This is a genomic window from Pseudomonas sp. P1_C12, assembly GCF_056406435.1.
On sequence record NZ_JBFUAE010000008.1, the window covers coordinates 101,961 to 116,927 of the forward strand.

Sequence of the window (14,967 nt, forward strand, 5' to 3'; positions counted from 1 at the left end):
TCAGGTCTCGGCGCTCAGCACCATGAACAACACCAGCGCCGCCACCGGAATGCTGAACACCATCGTACCGATCCCCAGTTCCGTACTCAACGCCTGTCCGGCGGTCACCACGCCGATGGCGCCGTTGATCACTGTCAACGCCAGCCACAGGATCACGAAACTGTAGGTGAGTGTCTGACGGCTGAAGCCGAGTTTCTCGCCGATGAACAGCATCATCGCGAGCAGGACCAGGCCGAAGGTGATGATGATCGTGGTGTGCATGGCTTGCTCCATCCTTGCGATAGTTATCGCTTCTTCGTTGCTTCGGCGACTTTGTTCCTGCCGAGCCTGATTGCGCAAGTGCGCCGTCAGTCTGAGAGAGGAAGTCAGTCTCGCCATGATCGTCTAATATTTTTCTGAGTGTGTATGGTGTGTATTGTTATCGCGCTTCGCCGCTTAAAGTACGCAGCCATTGCTGTCGAAAAAAGGCGAAGGACATGCGCAGCCGGGAAATGATCAGGATGATCGAAGACGATGGTTGGTATCTGGTGGCTGTAAAAGGTAGCCATCATCAGTACAAGCATTTGTGCAAGGCGGGAAGAGTGACGATCAAACACCCCGACTCGGATCTTCCTAAAGGAACGATCAACAGCATATTGAAACAGGCGGGTCTGAAATGAAGCCCGTCATCGGATACGAAAGTCCCAATGAGGACACATCACAGGAAGGATTTATCCACATGCAATTTCCGGTCGTTCTGCACAAGGATGCCGACTCAGAGTACGGCGTAATCGTCCCGGATGTGCCGGGATGTTTCTCGGCTGGTAGCACTGTGGCGCAGGCACTCGAAAGCGTGAAAGAGGCGTTGTCCCTGCATTACGAGGGGCTGGTCGCCGATGGCGATGCATTGCCGCAGGTCCGTGAGATCGATGCTCATCTCGATAACCCCGATTACGCCGGCGGTGTGTGGGCAGTAGTCGAATTCGATATCACGCCCTATTTCGGCAAGTCGGTGCGCTTCAATGCCACGCTGCCTGAGCAATTGCTTGAGCGAATCGACCAAACGGTCAGGCGGGATCAGCGATACAGTTCCAGATCAGGATTTTTGGCTGCTGCCGCCTTGCGCGAACTGTCAGCGTAAAGGGGCGGATTTGGTCGAAACGTCGGGGCCGATTAAATAAAATCTGAAACGTTTCAGCAATTCATCGAGTCTCAGGTTTTCTGGCGTTTGTCCGGGCGTATGCTGGGCGACTGGCAAAGCAGTCGAGACCAGATTCAAGACCGACAAGAGAGGATTCGATGACTTACACCGCTGCCGAAAACCGCTACGACTCCATCCCTTACCGCCGCGTAGGCCGCAGCGGTCTGGTGCTGCCGGCGCTGTCGTTGGGCCTGTGGCACAACTTCGGCGACAGCACGCCGATCGATACCCAGCGCGCGTTATTGCGCACGGCATTCGACCTGGGCATCAACCACTTCGACCTGGCCAACAACTACGGCCCTCCGTACGGCAGCGCGGAGATCAACTTCGGCCGTTTACTGCGCGAAGACTTCAAGCAGTACCGCGACGAGCTGATCATTTCCAGCAAGGCCGGTTGGGACATGTGGCCCGGCCCTTACGGTCAGGGCGGCGGTTCACGCAAGTACGTGCTGGCCAGCCTCGACCAGAGCCTGCAACGCCTGGGCGTGGACTACGTCGACATCTTCTACTCCCACCGTTTTGATCCGGATACGCCGCTTGAAGAAACCGCCAGCGCACTCGCGACAGCGGTGCAACAGGGCAAGGCACTGTACATCGGCATCTCGTCCTATTCCGGGGTGAAAACCCGCGAAATGGCGACGCTGCTCAAAGAGTGGAAAGTGCCGCTGCTGATTCACCAGCCGGCCTACAACCTGCTCAATCGCTGGGTGGAAAAAGACCTGCTGGATACCACCGACGAACTCGGCACCGGCGTGATTGCCTTCACCCCGTTGGCCCAGGGTCTGCTGACCGACAAATACCTCAACGGCGTGCCGGCGGATGCGCGGGTCAACCGTCCGGGCGGTGGTTCGTTGCAGGCATCGCATTTGTCCGAGGCCAACATCGCCCAAGTGCGGGCACTCAACGAAATCGCCAGGCGTCGTGGACAGAGCCTGGCGCAACTGGCACTGGCCTGGACCCTGCGCGATCCACGGGTCACGTCGGCATTGATTGGTGCGAGCCGGCCGGAGCAGATCGTCGAGAACGTCGGGGCGTTGAAGAACCTGAGCTTCAGTGCAGAGGAACTGGCGGAGATTGACCGGTTTGCCCGGGAGGGCGGGGTCAATCTTTGGGAGAAGCCTTCTACGGCGGAGTAACCCTGAAAAGCAAAAGATCGCAGCCTTCGGCAGCTCCTACAGGATCAATGTTCGACCGTAATATTTGCGGCGAACGCAGTCAATGTAGGAGCTGCCGAAGGCTGCGATCTTTTGATCTTAAAATGGCACATCCCCCAACACCGTCGCCCGCTGCATCACCCGCCGCGCCGGCCGGTAATCATCCACCGCATAATGCTGGGTCACGCGGTTGTCCCAGAACGCAATGTCGTCCTGCTGCCAGCGCCAGCGAATGGTGAACTCCGGCCGCGTTGAATGGGCGAACAGGAACTTCAGAATCGCCTCGCTCTCGGTTTCCGACAGTTCGTTGATCTTCGAAGTGAAACCTTCGTTGACGAACAGCGAGCGGCGCCCACTCACCGGGTGCGTGCGGATCACCGGGTGCGACAACGGCGGATTCTTGCGTCGTGCCTCTTCCCACTGGACCAGCGCCTCGGGCGTGTTGCCATAGCGCTCCAGCGGGAATGAACGAGTGAAATCGTGGGTGGCAGTCAGCCCTTCGAGCAAGGTTTTCATCGGCGCCGACAGGGCTTCATACGCCGCAATCCCGCTGGCCCACAACGTGTCGCCGCCAAACGCCGGCAGCAACTTGGCGCTGAGCACCGCGCCCATGGCCGGGGTCGGCAGGAAGGTCACGTCGGTGTGCCAGATCGCGTTATCGCGTACGTCGGTGACGGCGGTGTCGAGGATCAGTACCTCTGGTTGTTCTGGCACATTGGGGTAGATCGGATGAATGTGCAGGTCGCCGAAATTCGCGGCGAATCGCGCCTGTTGCTGTGGCGTGATCGGCTGCTCGCGAAAGAACAGGACCTGATGCTTGAGCAGGGCCTGTTCGATGGCATCGCGCTGCTCCAGGTTCAGTGGCTGGCTGATGTCGACGCCGCTGATTTGCGCACCGAGGGCGGAGCTTAAGGGGACGATGGTCAGGTGGCTCATGGTGGTTCTCTTCAATCTGGAGGTGCCAACTGTAGGAGCGAGCCTGCTCGCGATAGCGGTGCATCAGTCAAAGCATTGTTACCTGATAATCAGCAATCGCGAGCAGGCTCGCTCCTACAGGGTTGTCGGTATTCAGTGAGCCTGGCCGTGCCACGGCACCAGCTTTCGTTGCAATGTGCGCAGGCCCAACTCCATCGCGAAGGCGATCAGCGCGATCACCAGAATCCCCAGTACCACCACATCGGTGACCAAAAACTGCGCAGCCGATTGCACCATGAAGCCAAGACCGCTGGTGGCGGCAATCAATTCGGCGGCGACCAGGGTCGACCAACCCACACCGAGGCCAATGCGCACACCGGTCAGGATATCCGGCAAGGCACTCGGCAAAATGACGTGGCGAATCAACTGCACGCGCGTTGCACCGAGCGACTGCGCGGCACGCAATTTGGCCGGGTCGACCGTACGCACACCGGTGGCGGTGGCGATGGCAATCGGGGCGAAGATCGCCAGGTAGATCAGCAGCACTTTCGACAATTCGCCGATGCCGCACCAGATCACGATCAGTGGCAGATAAGCCAGCGGCGGAATCGGCCGGTAGAACTCGATCAGCGGGTCGAGCACACCACGGGCGATACGGTTGGCGCCGATGGCGATGCCCACCGGCACGGCGGTGAGAATCGCAAAGCCGAGGCCCAGGCCGATGCGGCCCAGACTCGCGCCGAGGTGCTGCCACAGGGTTGAATCCATGTAGCCCGAAGTCGCCAGCAGCCAGCCTTTTTGCAGCACGGCGGAAGGTGGCGGCAGGAACAGCGGTTCGATCAAGCTGGTCGCCGTCACGGCCCACCAAATAGCAACGAGAACGAACAGTGTCAGCACACTGATCCAGCGCGTGCTCAAGCTGCGTGGCACCGGAGTCACGGGAGTGCCTGGCTTGATCGCTGCGACGGGAGTTTGGTAACTGCTCATGCGCGCTCCTGCCACTGGGCGGCACTGCGTTGGGAGAACACTTTGGCGAGTACGTGTTCGCGGGTTTCGATAAAGCGTGGGTCGGATTTGATCGAGCGGGCCGATTCACCGGCGGCATAGCGCTGACCGAAATCGAGGCTCAGGCGCTCGACGATTTGCCCCGGGTTTGGTGCCAGCAGAATCAGGTCGGTGGCGAGGAACACGGCTTCTTCGATGTCGTGGGTAATCAGGAACACCGGTTTGGCGGTACGTTGCCAGACTTGCAGCAACAGTTCCTGCATCTGCTCGCGGGTGAAGGCGTCGAGGGCACCGAAAGGCTCATCCATCAGCAACACACGCGGGTCGGCGGCGAGGGCGCGGGCCAGGCCGACACGCTGCTTCTGGCCACCGGAAAGCTGCCAGATGCGGCGCTGTTCAAAACCGGAAAGGTCGACCAGGGCGAGCATTTCCCGGGCGCGGGCTTCGCGTTTGTCCCGTGCGATACCGGCCAGCTCAAGACCGAACCCGACATTGGCCAGTACGTCTTGCCACGGCAGCAACGCGTCGTCCTGGAACACCACGCCACGCTCGGCACTCGGGCCTTTGACGGGCACGCCGTCGAGGGTGATGCGCCCGGCGCTGGGCTCGACGAAACCGGCAATCAGATTCAACAGCGAAGTCTTGCCACTGCCGGACGGGCCGAGGGCGACCAGCAATTGCCGGGGTCCCAGGCTCAGGGAGATATCCGCCAACACCGGTTCCGGATTGCCGGGGTACTGTGCGCTGATGCGCTCCAGCTGTAGCAAGGCCATCGCATTGACTCCCGATCAGTTGGTGATGAACTTGGCGCTGACGTACGGTGCGTAGTCCGGCAGCACCGCCTCGACCTTGCCTTGTTCCTTGAGGAACGCCGCGGTGTCGGTGATGGCTTTGGTGGTTGGCGCGCCGAGGGTGAGCACCTGGTCAGCCGCCAGCGGGTAGACGTTGCCTTGCAGCAGCAACGGAATGTCGCTGGCCTTGGCGCCGGAGAGCTTCACCAGTTTGTCAACGTTGCCCTGGTTGGCGAGCCAGGCTTGCGGGTCTTTGCGGTAATCGGCATAGGCGTCCAGGGTCACTTTGGCGAACGCGGTGACGATTTCCGGATGCTTCTCGGCGAAATCCTTGCGCACGATCCAGGCGTCGAAGGTCGGTGCACCGAACTTGGCCAGTTCGCCGGAGGTGATCAACACCTTGCCGTTTTCCTTGGCGACACCGAGGGCCGGATCCCAGACGTAAGTGGCGTCGATGTCACCGCGTTTCCAGGCGGCAATGATCGCGGGTGGAGCCAGGTTGAGGACGGTGACTTTCGATGGGTCGATGTTCCAGTGCTTGAGCGCAGCGAGCAGGCTGTAGTGACCGGTGGACACAAATGGCACGGCGATTTTCTTGCCGATCAGGTCTTGCGGGGTCTTGATCCCGGAACCGTCGCGGGCGACCAAGGCTTCAGCGGCGCCGATCTGGGTGGCGATGAGGAAGGTTTCTACGGGGACTTTGCGAGTGATGGCGGCGGTCAGAGGGCTGGAACCGAGGTAGCCGATCTGCACGTCGCCGGAGGCGATGGCAGCGATGATATCGGCACCGTTGTCGAATTTGCGCCAGCTGATATCGGCCTTGGTGGCTTTTTCGTAAGCGCCGTCGGCTTGGGCGACTTTCGCCGGATCAACGGTGGTCTGGTAGGCGACGGTGAAGTCGGCCGCCTGGGCAAAAAAACTTGCGGTAACCAAGGAAGCGGCCGCCAGCAAGCGTAGAGGGAAAGTCAGTTTCATCAGAAAGCTCCTTGTCAGGCGACCGAGAGTCGGCGTGAGAAAGAGACTAAATGATCTAAGAATTAGAAAATAAATAACTTTTTAGAATTAGCTTATGAGGGGAACACCCGGTGAATCATTGTGAATGGGCTGGAAACAAAAAGATCGCAGCCTTCGGCAGCTCCTACAGGAAACGCATTCCAATGTAGGAGCTGCCGAAGGCTGCGATCTTTTTTACAGGCGCCGATTAGTTACTGATCGCCAGAATGCTCGCCTGGTACGCCCCGACGAACACATCGAAATCACCGACTTCGTTCTGTTCCAGCTCAGCCTGCTGAGCCAGGGACGAACGTGCCCGCTCTTCAAACTGCGCCTGTTCTTCAGCCGCCAATGGCTCGCTGCGGAAGAACTCGGCATGGGCCTGGCTCTGGCGCAGTGAGAACTGGGTAAAGCTCTCCTTGTGCTCGGCCATCGCTGCCAGCACCTGGGCCGAGGGCGTCAGGGACGGGTCCCGAACCTTGGCCATCTGGGCGTCCAGCGCTTTGCTGTGGGCATCGCCGCCATGGCTCTGGTCGAGCATCGCGGCCAATGGAGCAATTTTCTCCAGCAACTCGCCGGCCCATTCCTTGAGGTCAACCGGCTGGCCATCCCGTTGCAGCTGCAGGCCTGGACGACGACCTTCCTTGACCACGCTGAGGAAGTTCGAGGTCGCGTTGCCGCAATTGGTGTTGGTCAGCAGCGGGCTGTCATTGAGCGCGCAGTACAGCAGGAACGCATCGAGGAAACGCGACTCGGTGAGGTCGATGCCCATCGGCAGGAACGGATTGATGTCCAGGCAGCGCACTTCAATGTACTGGATACCTCGGGCCATCAGTGCCTGGATAGGGCGTTCACCGGTGTAGGTCACGCGTTTCGGGCGGATGTTGGAGTAGTACTCGTTTTCGATCTGCAGGATGTTGGTGTTGAGCTGTACCCACTCGCCATCCTGGTGGGTGCCGACTTCGACATAGGGTGCATACGGCGTGGCCACCGCTTTGCGCAGGCTGTCGGTGTAGCTGTTCAGATCGTTGTAGCACGGCGTCAGGCCGGCCTGGGCGCTGCTCTGATAACCCAGGTCGCTCATGCGCAGGCTGGTGGCGTAAGGCAAGTACAAAGTCTGCGGATCCAGTTGCTCCAGCTGATGCGAACGACCGCGCAGGAAGCCGGCGTCCAGTGCTGGCGAGGCGCCGAACAGGTACATCAGCAGCCAGCTGTAGCGGCGGAAGTTACGGATCAGGGCGATGTAGGACGACGACTGAAAGTCGCGGTCAGTGCCGACAAAACCCTCGGCCTGCCTGAGCAACGGCCAGAGCTTTTCCGGCAAGGAGAAGTTGTAGTGAATGCCGGCAATGCATTGCATGGTCTTGCCGTAACGCAGGGCCAGACCCTTGCGGTAGACGTACTTGAGCTGCCCGATATTGGACGTGCCGTAATAGGCGATCGGGATGTCTTCCTCGGCCGGCAACGGGCACGGCATCGATGGACTCCACAGATACTCGTTGCCGAGCTTGCTGTAGGCAAAGCGGTGAATGCTGTCCAGGCTCGCCAGCGTATCGGCAGGATCGGGCAGGGCCGGGGTGATGAACTCCAGCAGCGACTCGGAATAGTCGGTGGTGATCTGTTCATTGGTCAGCGCGGAACCCAATTCTTCCGGGTGCGGCGTTTGCGCCAGGCGACCTTCATCGGTCACGCGCAGGCATTCACGTTCGATGCCGTGAAGGCACTGTTCGAGCAGAGAGAGGTTAGCGCGCTCGCCGAGCAGAGCCAGGCGGCGGTTGAGAAGTTCGCTCAAGTTGGATTCCTTCACGCGTCAGTCGCCCCAATATGGGGGTGGGCAAGACGGTCTACAAGGGTGAAGTTAAAACTGGCGTTTTCGCCTGGTTTTGTAGGAGCGAGCTAGCTCGCGATGGAGGTTAACGATAACGAGGGGTGCCTGATTGAAAACGGCGCCCTGACGTTCATCGCGAGCAAGCTCGCTCCTACAGGTCATTGCGCCGAAATTAACTCAAATCGGGGAAGACTATCTACAGGACAGCGAACGTGCCTTGTGCTTTTGCGACGAGTTTGTCGCCTTGCATCACGTCGGCTTCGACCACCAGCGTGCGGCGGCCCGGATGGATCACCCGCGCCGTGCACATCACCTCGCCACCTTCGACGGCGCGGATGTAGTTGATTTTGCACTCGATGGTCGCGCTCTGCTGGTCAAAACCGTGGGTGCTGGAACAGGCCAGCCCCATGGCAATGTCCACCAGGCTGAACAAGGCCCCGCCGTGCAGCTTGCCACCGCGATTGCGCAGCTCGGGTTCCAGCGCCAGGGCGACTTGCGCCACCCCGGTTTCCAGACTGTGCAAGCGGCAGCCCAGCAGCTTGAAAAACGCGCTTTCGGTCAGCCCGGCGGGAATGTCCATCAGCGTTTCTTCAACTGCTTGGCATTGGCGAACAACGAAGCCATGGCATTGTTGCCCGGTGCTGCCGCCGTGGTTTCCTTGCGCGGTGCGGTGTTCTGGGACTGGCGTGGAGCCGACCCCGGACGCGCGCCGCGAGCGCCGTCGATTTTCTCGCCCGGGGTGTCGCTCATGCGCATCGACAGGCCCACGCGTTTGCGCGGGATGTCGACTTCCATGACCTTCACTTTCACCACGTCACCGGCCTTCACCGCTTCCCGTGGATCCTTGATGAACTTCTCCGAAAGTGCGGAGATGTGCACCAAACCGTCCTGATGAACGCCGATATCGACGAAGGCACCGAAGTTGGTCACGTTGGTCACCACGCCTTCGAGGATCATGCCCGGTTGCAGGTCCTTGAGGTCTTCGACGCCTTCCTGGAACTCGGCGGTCTTGAACTCGGGACGCGGATCGCGGCCGGGTTTTTCCAGTTCCTGGAGGATGTCGGTGACCGTCGGCAAACCGAAGGTTTCATCGGTGTACTTCTTCGGATCGAGACGCTTGAGGAACGTGGCATCGCCAATCAGCGAGCGGATGTCACGGTCGGTTTCGGCGGCGATGCGCTGAACCAGCGGATAGGCTTCCGGGTGAACCGCCGACGAGTCCAGCGGGTTTTCGCCGTTCATGACGCGCAGGAAGCCGGCGGCCTGTTCGAAGGTTTTTTCACCCAGGCGGGCGACTTTCTTCAGCGCAGCGCGGGTTTTGAACGCGCCGTGCTCGTCGCGGTGGCTGACGATGTTCTGCGCCAGGGTCGCGTTGAGGCCGGAGATCCGTGCCAGCAGCGCCACGGAGGCGGTGTTCACGTCCACGCCGACGGCGTTCACGCAGTCCTCGACCACCGCATCCAGGCCACGGGCCAGTTTCAGCTGCGACACGTCGTGCTGGTACTGGCCGACGCCGATGGATTTCGGATCGATCTTCACCAATTCAGCCAGCGGGTCTTGCAGGCGACGGGCAATCGACACGGCGCCACGGATCGACACGTCGAGGTCCGGGAATTCCTTGGAAGCCAGCTCCGATGCCGAGTAAACCGATGCACCGGCCTCGGACACCATGACCTTGGTCATTTTCATGGCCGGGTATTTTTTGATCAGTTCCGCGGCCAGCTTGTCGGTCTCGCGGCTGGCGGTACCGTTGCCGATGGCGATCAAGTCCACCGAGTGCTTGGCGCACAGGGCGGCGAGCACGGCGAGGGTCTGGTCCCACTTGTTGTGCGGAACGTGCGGGTAAACCGTGGCGTGATCCAGCAGCTTGCCGGTGGAGTCGACCACGGCGACCTTGCAACCGGTGCGCAGGCCCGGGTCGAGGCCCAGAGTGGCGCGCGGGCCGGCCGGGGCCGACAGCAGCAGGTCGTGCAGGTTGTGGGCGAATACGTTGATCGCTTCGGTTTCCGCGCCATCGCGCAGCTCGCCCAGCAGGTCGGTTTCCAGATGGGTGTAGAGCTTGACCTTCCAGGTCCAGCGCACCACTTCGCCCAGCCATTTGTCGGCGGCGCGGTTCTGGTTCTGGATGCCGAATTGCTGGCCGATCATGCCTTCGCACGGGTGCATGGTGCCCGGCAGTTCCTCGCCGACTTTCAGCGCGGAGCTGAGAATGCCTTCGTTGCGGCCGCGGAAAATCGCCAGGGCGCGGTGCGACGGCATGCTTTTGAGCGGTTCGTCGTGTTCGAAGTAGTCGCGGAACTTGGCGCCTTCCTCTTCCTTGCCGGCAATCACGCGGGCACTGAGGGTGGCTTCCTGCTTGAGGTAGTTGCGCAGCTTTTCCAGCAGGCCGGCGTCTTCGGCGAAGCGCTCCATCAGGATGTACTTGGCGCCTTCGAGGGCTGCCTTCACATCGGCCACGCCTTTTTCGGCGTCGATGAAACGTGCGGCTTCGGTTTCCGGGCTCAGGGCCGGGTCGTTGAACAGGCCGTCGGCCAGTTCGCCGAGGCCGGCTTCCAGGGCGATCTGACCCTTGGTGCGGCGCTTCTGCTTGTACGGCAGGTACAAGTCTTCGAGACGGGTCTTGGTGTCGGCGAGCTTGATGTCGCGTTCAAGTTGCGGGGTCAGCTTGCCCTGCTCCTGGATGCTGGCGAGGATGCTGATACGCCGTTCGTCGAGTTCTCGCAGGTAGCGCAGGCGCTCTTCCAGATGACGCAATTGCGTATCGTCGAGGCTGCCGGTCACTTCTTTCCGGTAACGGGCGATGAAGGGAACGGTAGAGCCTTCATCGAGTAGCGCGACGGCCGCTTCGACCTGTTGTGGGCGTACACCGAGTTCCTCGGCGATGCGGCTGTTGATGCTGTCCATAAAACCACCTGAAAAATTGTGAAAGCAGGCTCGCAGGCGCAGAGATAGGGCCTCGGCGAGTCTGGTTGAGCGGCCTGGCCTGCACCGCTACCTGGATCAAAAGGTATCCCGTTGACCCGTGAAATCGAACAATTACTGCCGACGCCATGAAAATAAATGGAGTCCGTCTGTAGTACCTGTCTGATGTTGCCTGACACAAAAGGCCGGGCATTATAACCAGCGTTACGGCATTCGGGGGCATCGCGGGTTGCCGGTGCAATGGCCGGTTTTCTGGCGGTATAGGAAAAATCTGCTAACAATGCACACGGTGCGTATAACGGCAGCTACGCCATAATGCGCGCCGAGATCAAAGGGAGCATCCAATGAGCAGCACTGCACAAACTGCTGAAGGCGAAAAAATTCTTATCGTTGACGACGATCCGGGGCTGAGCAGCCTGCTGGAACGTTTTTTCGTCAGCAAGGGCTACCGCGCCCGCGCCGTACCGAATACCGAGCAAATGGATCGCCTGCTGGCGCGCGAAGTGTTCAACCTGGTCGTCCTCGACCTGATGTTGCCCGGCGAAGACGGCCTGACCGCCTGCCGCCGTCTGCGCAACGCGAACAACCAGATTCCGATCATCATGCTCACCGCCAAGGGCGACGAGCTGAGCCGCATCAAGGGCCTGGAACTGGGCGCCGACGATTACCTGGCCAAGCCGTTCAACCCTGATGAGCTGATGGCTCGCGTCAAGGCGGTATTGCGTCGCCAGTCGGCTCCGGTGCCTGGCGCTCCGGGCAGCGAAGACGAAAGCGTGACCTTCGGTGACTACGAGTTGTCCCTGGCCACCCGCGAGCTCAAGCGCGGCGAAGAAGTGCACATGCTCACCACCGGTGAATTCGCTGTGCTCAAGGCCCTGGTGATGAATGCGCGTCAACCGCTGACCCGCGACAAATTGATGAACCTGGCCCGTGGTCGCGAGTGGGATGCCCTGGAGCGTTCCATCGATGTGCAGATTTCCCGTCTGCGCCGGATGATCGAACCCGACCCCTCCAAACCGCGTTACATCCAGACTGTCTGGGGCGTGGGTTATGTGTTTGTTCCGGATGGTACCGCCACCAAGTGATTGGCGATTTGTAGGAGCGGGTCATGCGGACAACGGATCAATCGATCCTGTCCGCAGACTCGCGATCCGCAATATGCGAGCATCGCTCGCTCCTGCAAGTGTTTAACGGCTATCCATGAAAACCCCCGTTTGGTTTCCCCAGAGCTTCTTTTCTCGCACCCTTTGGCTGGTGCTCATCGTCGTTCTCTTCTCCAAGGCGCTGACCCTGGTTTATCTGCTGATGAACGAAGACGTGCTGGTGGACCGCCAATACAGCCACGGTGTCGCCCTGGTGTTGCGTGCCTACTGGGCGGCTGATGAAGAGAACCGCGCAAAGATTGCCGATAGTGCACCCCTGATCAGGGTAGTGGGCGCCGGTGTCCCGGAAGGCGAGCAACATTGGCCCTACAGTGAGATTTACCAGCGACAGATGCAGACCGAGTTGGGGCCGGACACCGAAGTGCGACTACGCATGCATTCTCCCCCGGCACTGTGGGTTCGTGCTCCGAGCCTGGGTGAAGGTTGGCTGAAAGTGCCGTTGTATCCGCACCCGTTGCGTGGTCAGAAAATCTGGAATGTGCTCGGCTGGTTCCTTGCTATCGGTCTGCTGTCCACGGCGTCTGCGTGGATCTTCGTCAGCCAGCTCAATCAACCTTTGAAGCGTCTGGTGTATGCCGCACGGCAACTCGGCCAGGGTCGCAGCGTGCGCCTGCCGATCAGCGATACGCCGAGTGAGATGACCGAGGTTTACCGCGCCTTCAACCAGATGGCCGAAGACGTCGAGCAGGCCGGTCGCGAACGCGAGTTGATGCTGGCCGGGGTGTCCCACGACTTGCGTACGCCGTTGACCCGCTTGCGGCTGTCCCTGGAGCTGATGGGCGACCACAGTGACCTGACGGACGACATGATCCGTGACATCGAAGACATGGACGCGATTCTTGACCAGTTCCTGGCGTTCATTCGTGACGGACGTGATGAGTCGGTGGAAGAAGTGGACCTGAGCGATCTGGTTCGTGAAGTCGCCGCGCCGTACAACCAGAACGAAGAGAAAGTGCATTTGCGCCTGGAGCCGATCCAGCCGTTCCCGCTGCGTCGGGTATCGATGAAGCGGCTGCTGAACAACCTGATCGGTAATGCTCTGCATCACGCCGGCAGCGGGGTGGAAGTGGCGGCATATGTGTCCGGGGATACCAGTGCGCCGTATGTGGTCCTGAGTGTCATGGACCGTGGCGCGGGGATCGATCCGTCAGAGCTGGAGGCGATTTTCAACCCGTTCACCCGCGGCGATCGTGCCCGCGGCGGCAAGGGCACCGGGTTGGGATTGGCAATCGTGAAGCGGATCGCTTCGATGCATGGCGGGAATGTCGAACTACGCAATCGCTCGGGTGGTGGGCTGGAAGCGCGGGTGCGGTTGCCGTTGGGGTTGATGTTGCCGCGGGATGCGGTTTAACGGCTGAAAAGATCGCAGCCTCGCTTCGCTCGACAGCTCCTACAGAAAAATGCGATCCCCCGTAGGAGCTGTCGAGCGAAGCGAGGCTGCGATCTTTTCAGGCTCAACCCTTACCTTTGGTCCGCGTCATATTCGGCCCACCATTCTTCTCCAGATGCTCAATGATGATCCCCGCCACATTCTTCCCGGTGGTGGTCTCGATCCCTTCAAGCCCCGGCGACGAGTTCACTTCCATCACCAGCGGCCCGTGATTGGAGCGCAGGATATCCACTCCCGCCACCGCCAGCCCCATGACCTTCGCCGCACGCAACGCTGTCATGCGCTCTTCGGGTGTGATCTTGATCAGGCTCGCGCTGCCACCGCGATGCAGGTTGGAGCGAAACTCGCCGGGTTTGGCCTGGCGCTTCATCGCCGCAATCACCTTGTCACCGACGACGAAGCAGCGAATATCCGCCCCGCCAGCCTCCTTGATGTACTCCTGAACCATGATGTTCTGCTTGAGGCCCATGAATGCCTCGATCACCGATTCTGCGGCCGTGGCGGTTTCGCACAGCACCACGCCGATGCCCTGGGTACCTTCCAGCACCTTGATCACCAACGGCGCGCCGTTGACCATTTCGATCAGGTCGGGAATGTCATCGGGGGAGTGGGCAAAGCCGGTCACCGGCAAACCGATCCCGCGACGAGACAGCAATTGCAGCGAACGCAGCTTGTCCCGCGAACGGGCAATGGCCACCGATTCGTTGAGTGGAAATACCCCCATCATTTCGAACTGGCGCAGCACTGCGCAGCCATAAAAGGTCACGGACGCACCGATCCGTGGAATCACCGCATCGAAACCCTCCAGCGGTTTGCCGCGGTAGTGGATCTGCGGCTTGTGGCTGGCGATGTTCATGTAGGCGCGCAAGGTGTCGACCACCACCATTTCATGGCCACGCTCGGTACCGGCTTCGACCAGACGACGGGTGGAATACAGACGCGGGTTCCGCGACAGCACAGCGATCTTCATGCAACACCTGTGGAGGAGGTAGATACCGGGAACACCGGCTTGTCTTGTACATACTTGATGCCCGGATTGACCACCAACTGGCCGTGGATCAGGGCTTTTGAGCCGAGCAGCAGGCGATAGCGCATGGACTTGCGGCAGGCGAGCGTGAACTCGACCCGCCAGACCCGATCACCAAGGGCCAGTGTGGTGCTGATCACGTATCGCACCTGCGCGTGACCGTTTGAGCTTTTAATGGTTTTCCTTGTCACCAGCGGTGCTTCGCAGCGACGGTGACGCAACTGCACCACCGTGCCCAGGTGTGCCGTGAAACGCACCCACTGCTCGCCGTCGCGCTCGAACGGCTCGATTTCGGTGGCGTGGAGGCTTGAGGTGCTGGCGCCGGTATCGATTTTTGCCCGAAGGCCGGCGACTCCCAAATCAGGGAGCGCCACCCACTCGCGCAGACCGATAACGGTCAAATGGTCAAATGTCTTCAATATTGCTCAACCGGTAGAAGCCGCGGTGGCCGCAGGCGACCGAATTCGCGGTATTCACGCAGAATAATGATTAAAAGGCGACAGATATCTACGGCCCGGATTTCCTGCCCCGCAAGGAGGTTATGGAATGTCAGCATTGTAGTCCGGGACGGAGTAATTCTTGGTACGACAGAAACGGTA

General features: G+C 60.3%; 15 protein-coding genes. 5 read left to right on the forward strand and 10 right to left on the reverse strand.

The features are described from left to right. Entirely contained in the window at positions 1-261 is a 261-nt protein-coding gene (locus AC1D19_RS15905) for a hypothetical protein (protein ID WP_477753108.1), read from the reverse strand. Between the two features lie 215 nt (positions 262-476). Here AC1D19_RS15905 and AC1D19_RS15910 point away from each other — a divergent pair, with 215 nt between their 5' ends. The 3 genes from AC1D19_RS15910 (at position 477) to mgrA (ending at position 2,316) form a co-directional block, all read left to right on the forward strand. After that, positions 477-659, forward strand: a complete 183-nt coding sequence (locus AC1D19_RS15910) for a type II toxin-antitoxin system HicA family toxin (RefSeq protein WP_477763761.1) — start codon at positions 477-479, stop codon at positions 657-659. After that, positions 656-1,120 (forward strand): type II toxin-antitoxin system HicB family antitoxin, encoded by a 465-nt coding sequence (locus tag AC1D19_RS15915; protein ID WP_477753109.1) that lies wholly within the window; start codon positions 656-658, stop codon positions 1,118-1,120. The genes AC1D19_RS15910 and AC1D19_RS15915 overlap by 4 nt, the downstream gene beginning before the upstream one ends. Positions 1,121-1,278: 158 nt before the next feature. After that, the gene (gene mgrA / locus AC1D19_RS15920) at positions 1,279-2,316 is read left to right on the forward strand and encodes an L-glyceraldehyde 3-phosphate reductase (protein WP_477763762.1); all 1,038 of its coding nucleotides are present in this window, start codon (positions 1,279-1,281) and stop codon (positions 2,314-2,316) included. 117 nt (positions 2,317-2,433) lie between these two features. On the opposite strand, the gene tauD is transcribed toward mgrA, so the two are convergent. The 7 genes from tauD to AC1D19_RS15955 form a co-directional block, all read right to left on the reverse strand. Continuing rightward, positions 2,434-3,270 carry a taurine dioxygenase gene (tauD, locus tag AC1D19_RS15925; protein WP_477763763.1) on the reverse strand — a complete coding sequence of 279 codons (837 nt, stop codon included), beginning with the start codon at positions 3,268-3,270 and terminating at the stop codon, positions 2,434-2,436. Between the two features lie 132 nt (positions 3,271-3,402). Then, the gene (tauC, locus tag AC1D19_RS15930; RefSeq protein ID WP_477763764.1) at positions 3,403-4,236 is read right to left on the reverse strand and encodes a taurine ABC transporter permease TauC; all 834 of its coding nucleotides are present in this window, start codon (positions 4,234-4,236) and stop codon (positions 3,403-3,405) included. Next, positions 4,233-5,027, reverse strand: coding sequence for a taurine ABC transporter ATP-binding subunit (tauB, locus tag AC1D19_RS15935; protein ID WP_477763765.1), 795 nt, complete (start codon positions 5,025-5,027; stop codon positions 4,233-4,235). The genes tauC and tauB overlap by 4 nt, the downstream gene beginning before the upstream one ends. A gap of 15 nt (positions 5,028-5,042) precedes the next feature. Beyond that, positions 5,043-6,020: a taurine ABC transporter substrate-binding protein gene (tauA, locus tag AC1D19_RS15940; protein WP_477753114.1), complete on the reverse strand. Its 978-nt coding sequence runs from the start codon at positions 6,018-6,020 to the stop codon at positions 5,043-5,045. A 226-nt stretch (positions 6,021-6,246) separates the two neighbouring features. After that, complete coding sequence (gshA, locus tag AC1D19_RS15945; protein ID WP_477753115.1) at positions 6,247-7,830, reverse strand: glutamate--cysteine ligase; 1,584 nt, start codon at positions 7,828-7,830, stop codon at positions 6,247-6,249. Between the two features lie 232 nt (positions 7,831-8,062). Continuing rightward, positions 8,063-8,446: a PaaI family thioesterase gene (locus AC1D19_RS15950; protein WP_477753116.1), complete on the reverse strand. Its 384-nt coding sequence runs from the start codon at positions 8,444-8,446 to the stop codon at positions 8,063-8,065. Continuing rightward, the gene (locus AC1D19_RS15955; RefSeq protein WP_477763766.1) at positions 8,446-10,770 is read right to left on the reverse strand and encodes a Tex family protein; all 2,325 of its coding nucleotides are present in this window, start codon (positions 10,768-10,770) and stop codon (positions 8,446-8,448) included. The genes AC1D19_RS15950 and AC1D19_RS15955 overlap by 1 nt, the downstream gene beginning before the upstream one ends. A 362-nt stretch (positions 10,771-11,132) precedes the next feature. Here AC1D19_RS15955 and ompR point away from each other — a divergent pair, with 362 nt between their 5' ends. Further along, positions 11,133-11,873 carry an osmolarity response regulator transcription factor OmpR gene (ompR, locus tag AC1D19_RS15960; protein ID WP_007972873.1) on the forward strand — a complete coding sequence of 247 codons (741 nt, stop codon included), beginning with the start codon at positions 11,133-11,135 and terminating at the stop codon, positions 11,871-11,873. Positions 11,874-11,988: 115 nt separating this feature from the next. Then, positions 11,989-13,302, forward strand: coding sequence for an ATP-binding protein (locus tag AC1D19_RS15965; RefSeq protein ID WP_414876977.1), 1,314 nt, complete (start codon positions 11,989-11,991; stop codon positions 13,300-13,302). A gap of 103 nt (positions 13,303-13,405) precedes the next feature. On the opposite strand, the gene rimK is transcribed toward AC1D19_RS15965, so the two are convergent. Both rimK and rimB read right to left on the reverse strand, forming a co-directional pair. Further along, a complete protein-coding gene (gene rimK / locus AC1D19_RS15970; RefSeq protein WP_007972871.1) occupies positions 13,406-14,311 on the reverse strand; it encodes a 30S ribosomal protein S6--L-glutamate ligase in 906 nt (301 codons plus the stop codon). Beyond that, complete coding sequence (gene rimB, locus AC1D19_RS15975; RefSeq protein ID WP_477753119.1) at positions 14,308-14,787, reverse strand: retropepsin-like aspartic endopeptidase RimB; 480 nt, start codon at positions 14,785-14,787, stop codon at positions 14,308-14,310. The genes rimK and rimB overlap by 4 nt, the downstream gene beginning before the upstream one ends. Positions 14,788-14,967: the final 180 nt, after the last annotated feature.

Bases quoted from the DNA above. Each gene is read 5' to 3' on its own strand.
- AC1D19_RS15915 (WP_477753109.1), top strand. From the start codon at position 656: ATGAAGCCCGTCATCGGATACGAAAGTCCCAATGAGGACACATCACAG.
- AC1D19_RS15905 (WP_477753108.1), bottom strand. From the start codon at position 261: ATGCACACCACGATCATCATCACCTTCGGCCTGGTCCTGCTCGCGATG.
- ompR (WP_007972873.1), top strand. From the start codon at position 11,133: ATGAGCAGCACTGCACAAACTGCTGAAGGCGAAAAAATTCTTATCGTT.
- rimK (WP_007972871.1), bottom strand. From the start codon at position 14,311: ATGAAGATCGCTGTGCTGTCGCGGAACCCGCGTCTGTATTCCACCCGT.
- tauD (WP_477763763.1), bottom strand. From the start codon at position 3,270: ATGAGCCACCTGACCATCGTCCCCTTAAGCTCCGCCCTCGGTGCGCAA.
- AC1D19_RS15910 (WP_477763761.1), top strand. From the start codon at position 477: ATGCGCAGCCGGGAAATGATCAGGATGATCGAAGACGATGGTTGGTAT.
- tauA (WP_477753114.1), bottom strand. From the start codon at position 6,020: ATGAAACTGACTTTCCCTCTACGCTTGCTGGCGGCCGCTTCCTTGGTT.
- mgrA (WP_477763762.1), top strand. From the start codon at position 1,279: ATGACTTACACCGCTGCCGAAAACCGCTACGACTCCATCCCTTACCGC.
- AC1D19_RS15955 (WP_477763766.1), bottom strand. From the start codon at position 10,770: ATGGACAGCATCAACAGCCGCATCGCCGAGGAACTCGGTGTACGCCCA.
- AC1D19_RS15965 (WP_414876977.1), top strand. From the start codon at position 11,989: ATGAAAACCCCCGTTTGGTTTCCCCAGAGCTTCTTTTCTCGCACCCTT.
- AC1D19_RS15950 (WP_477753116.1), bottom strand. From the start codon at position 8,446: ATGGACATTCCCGCCGGGCTGACCGAAAGCGCGTTTTTCAAGCTGCTG.
- tauB (WP_477763765.1), bottom strand. From the start codon at position 5,027: ATGGCCTTGCTACAGCTGGAGCGCATCAGCGCACAGTACCCCGGCAAT.
- tauC (WP_477763764.1), bottom strand. From the start codon at position 4,236: ATGAGCAGTTACCAAACTCCCGTCGCAGCGATCAAGCCAGGCACTCCC.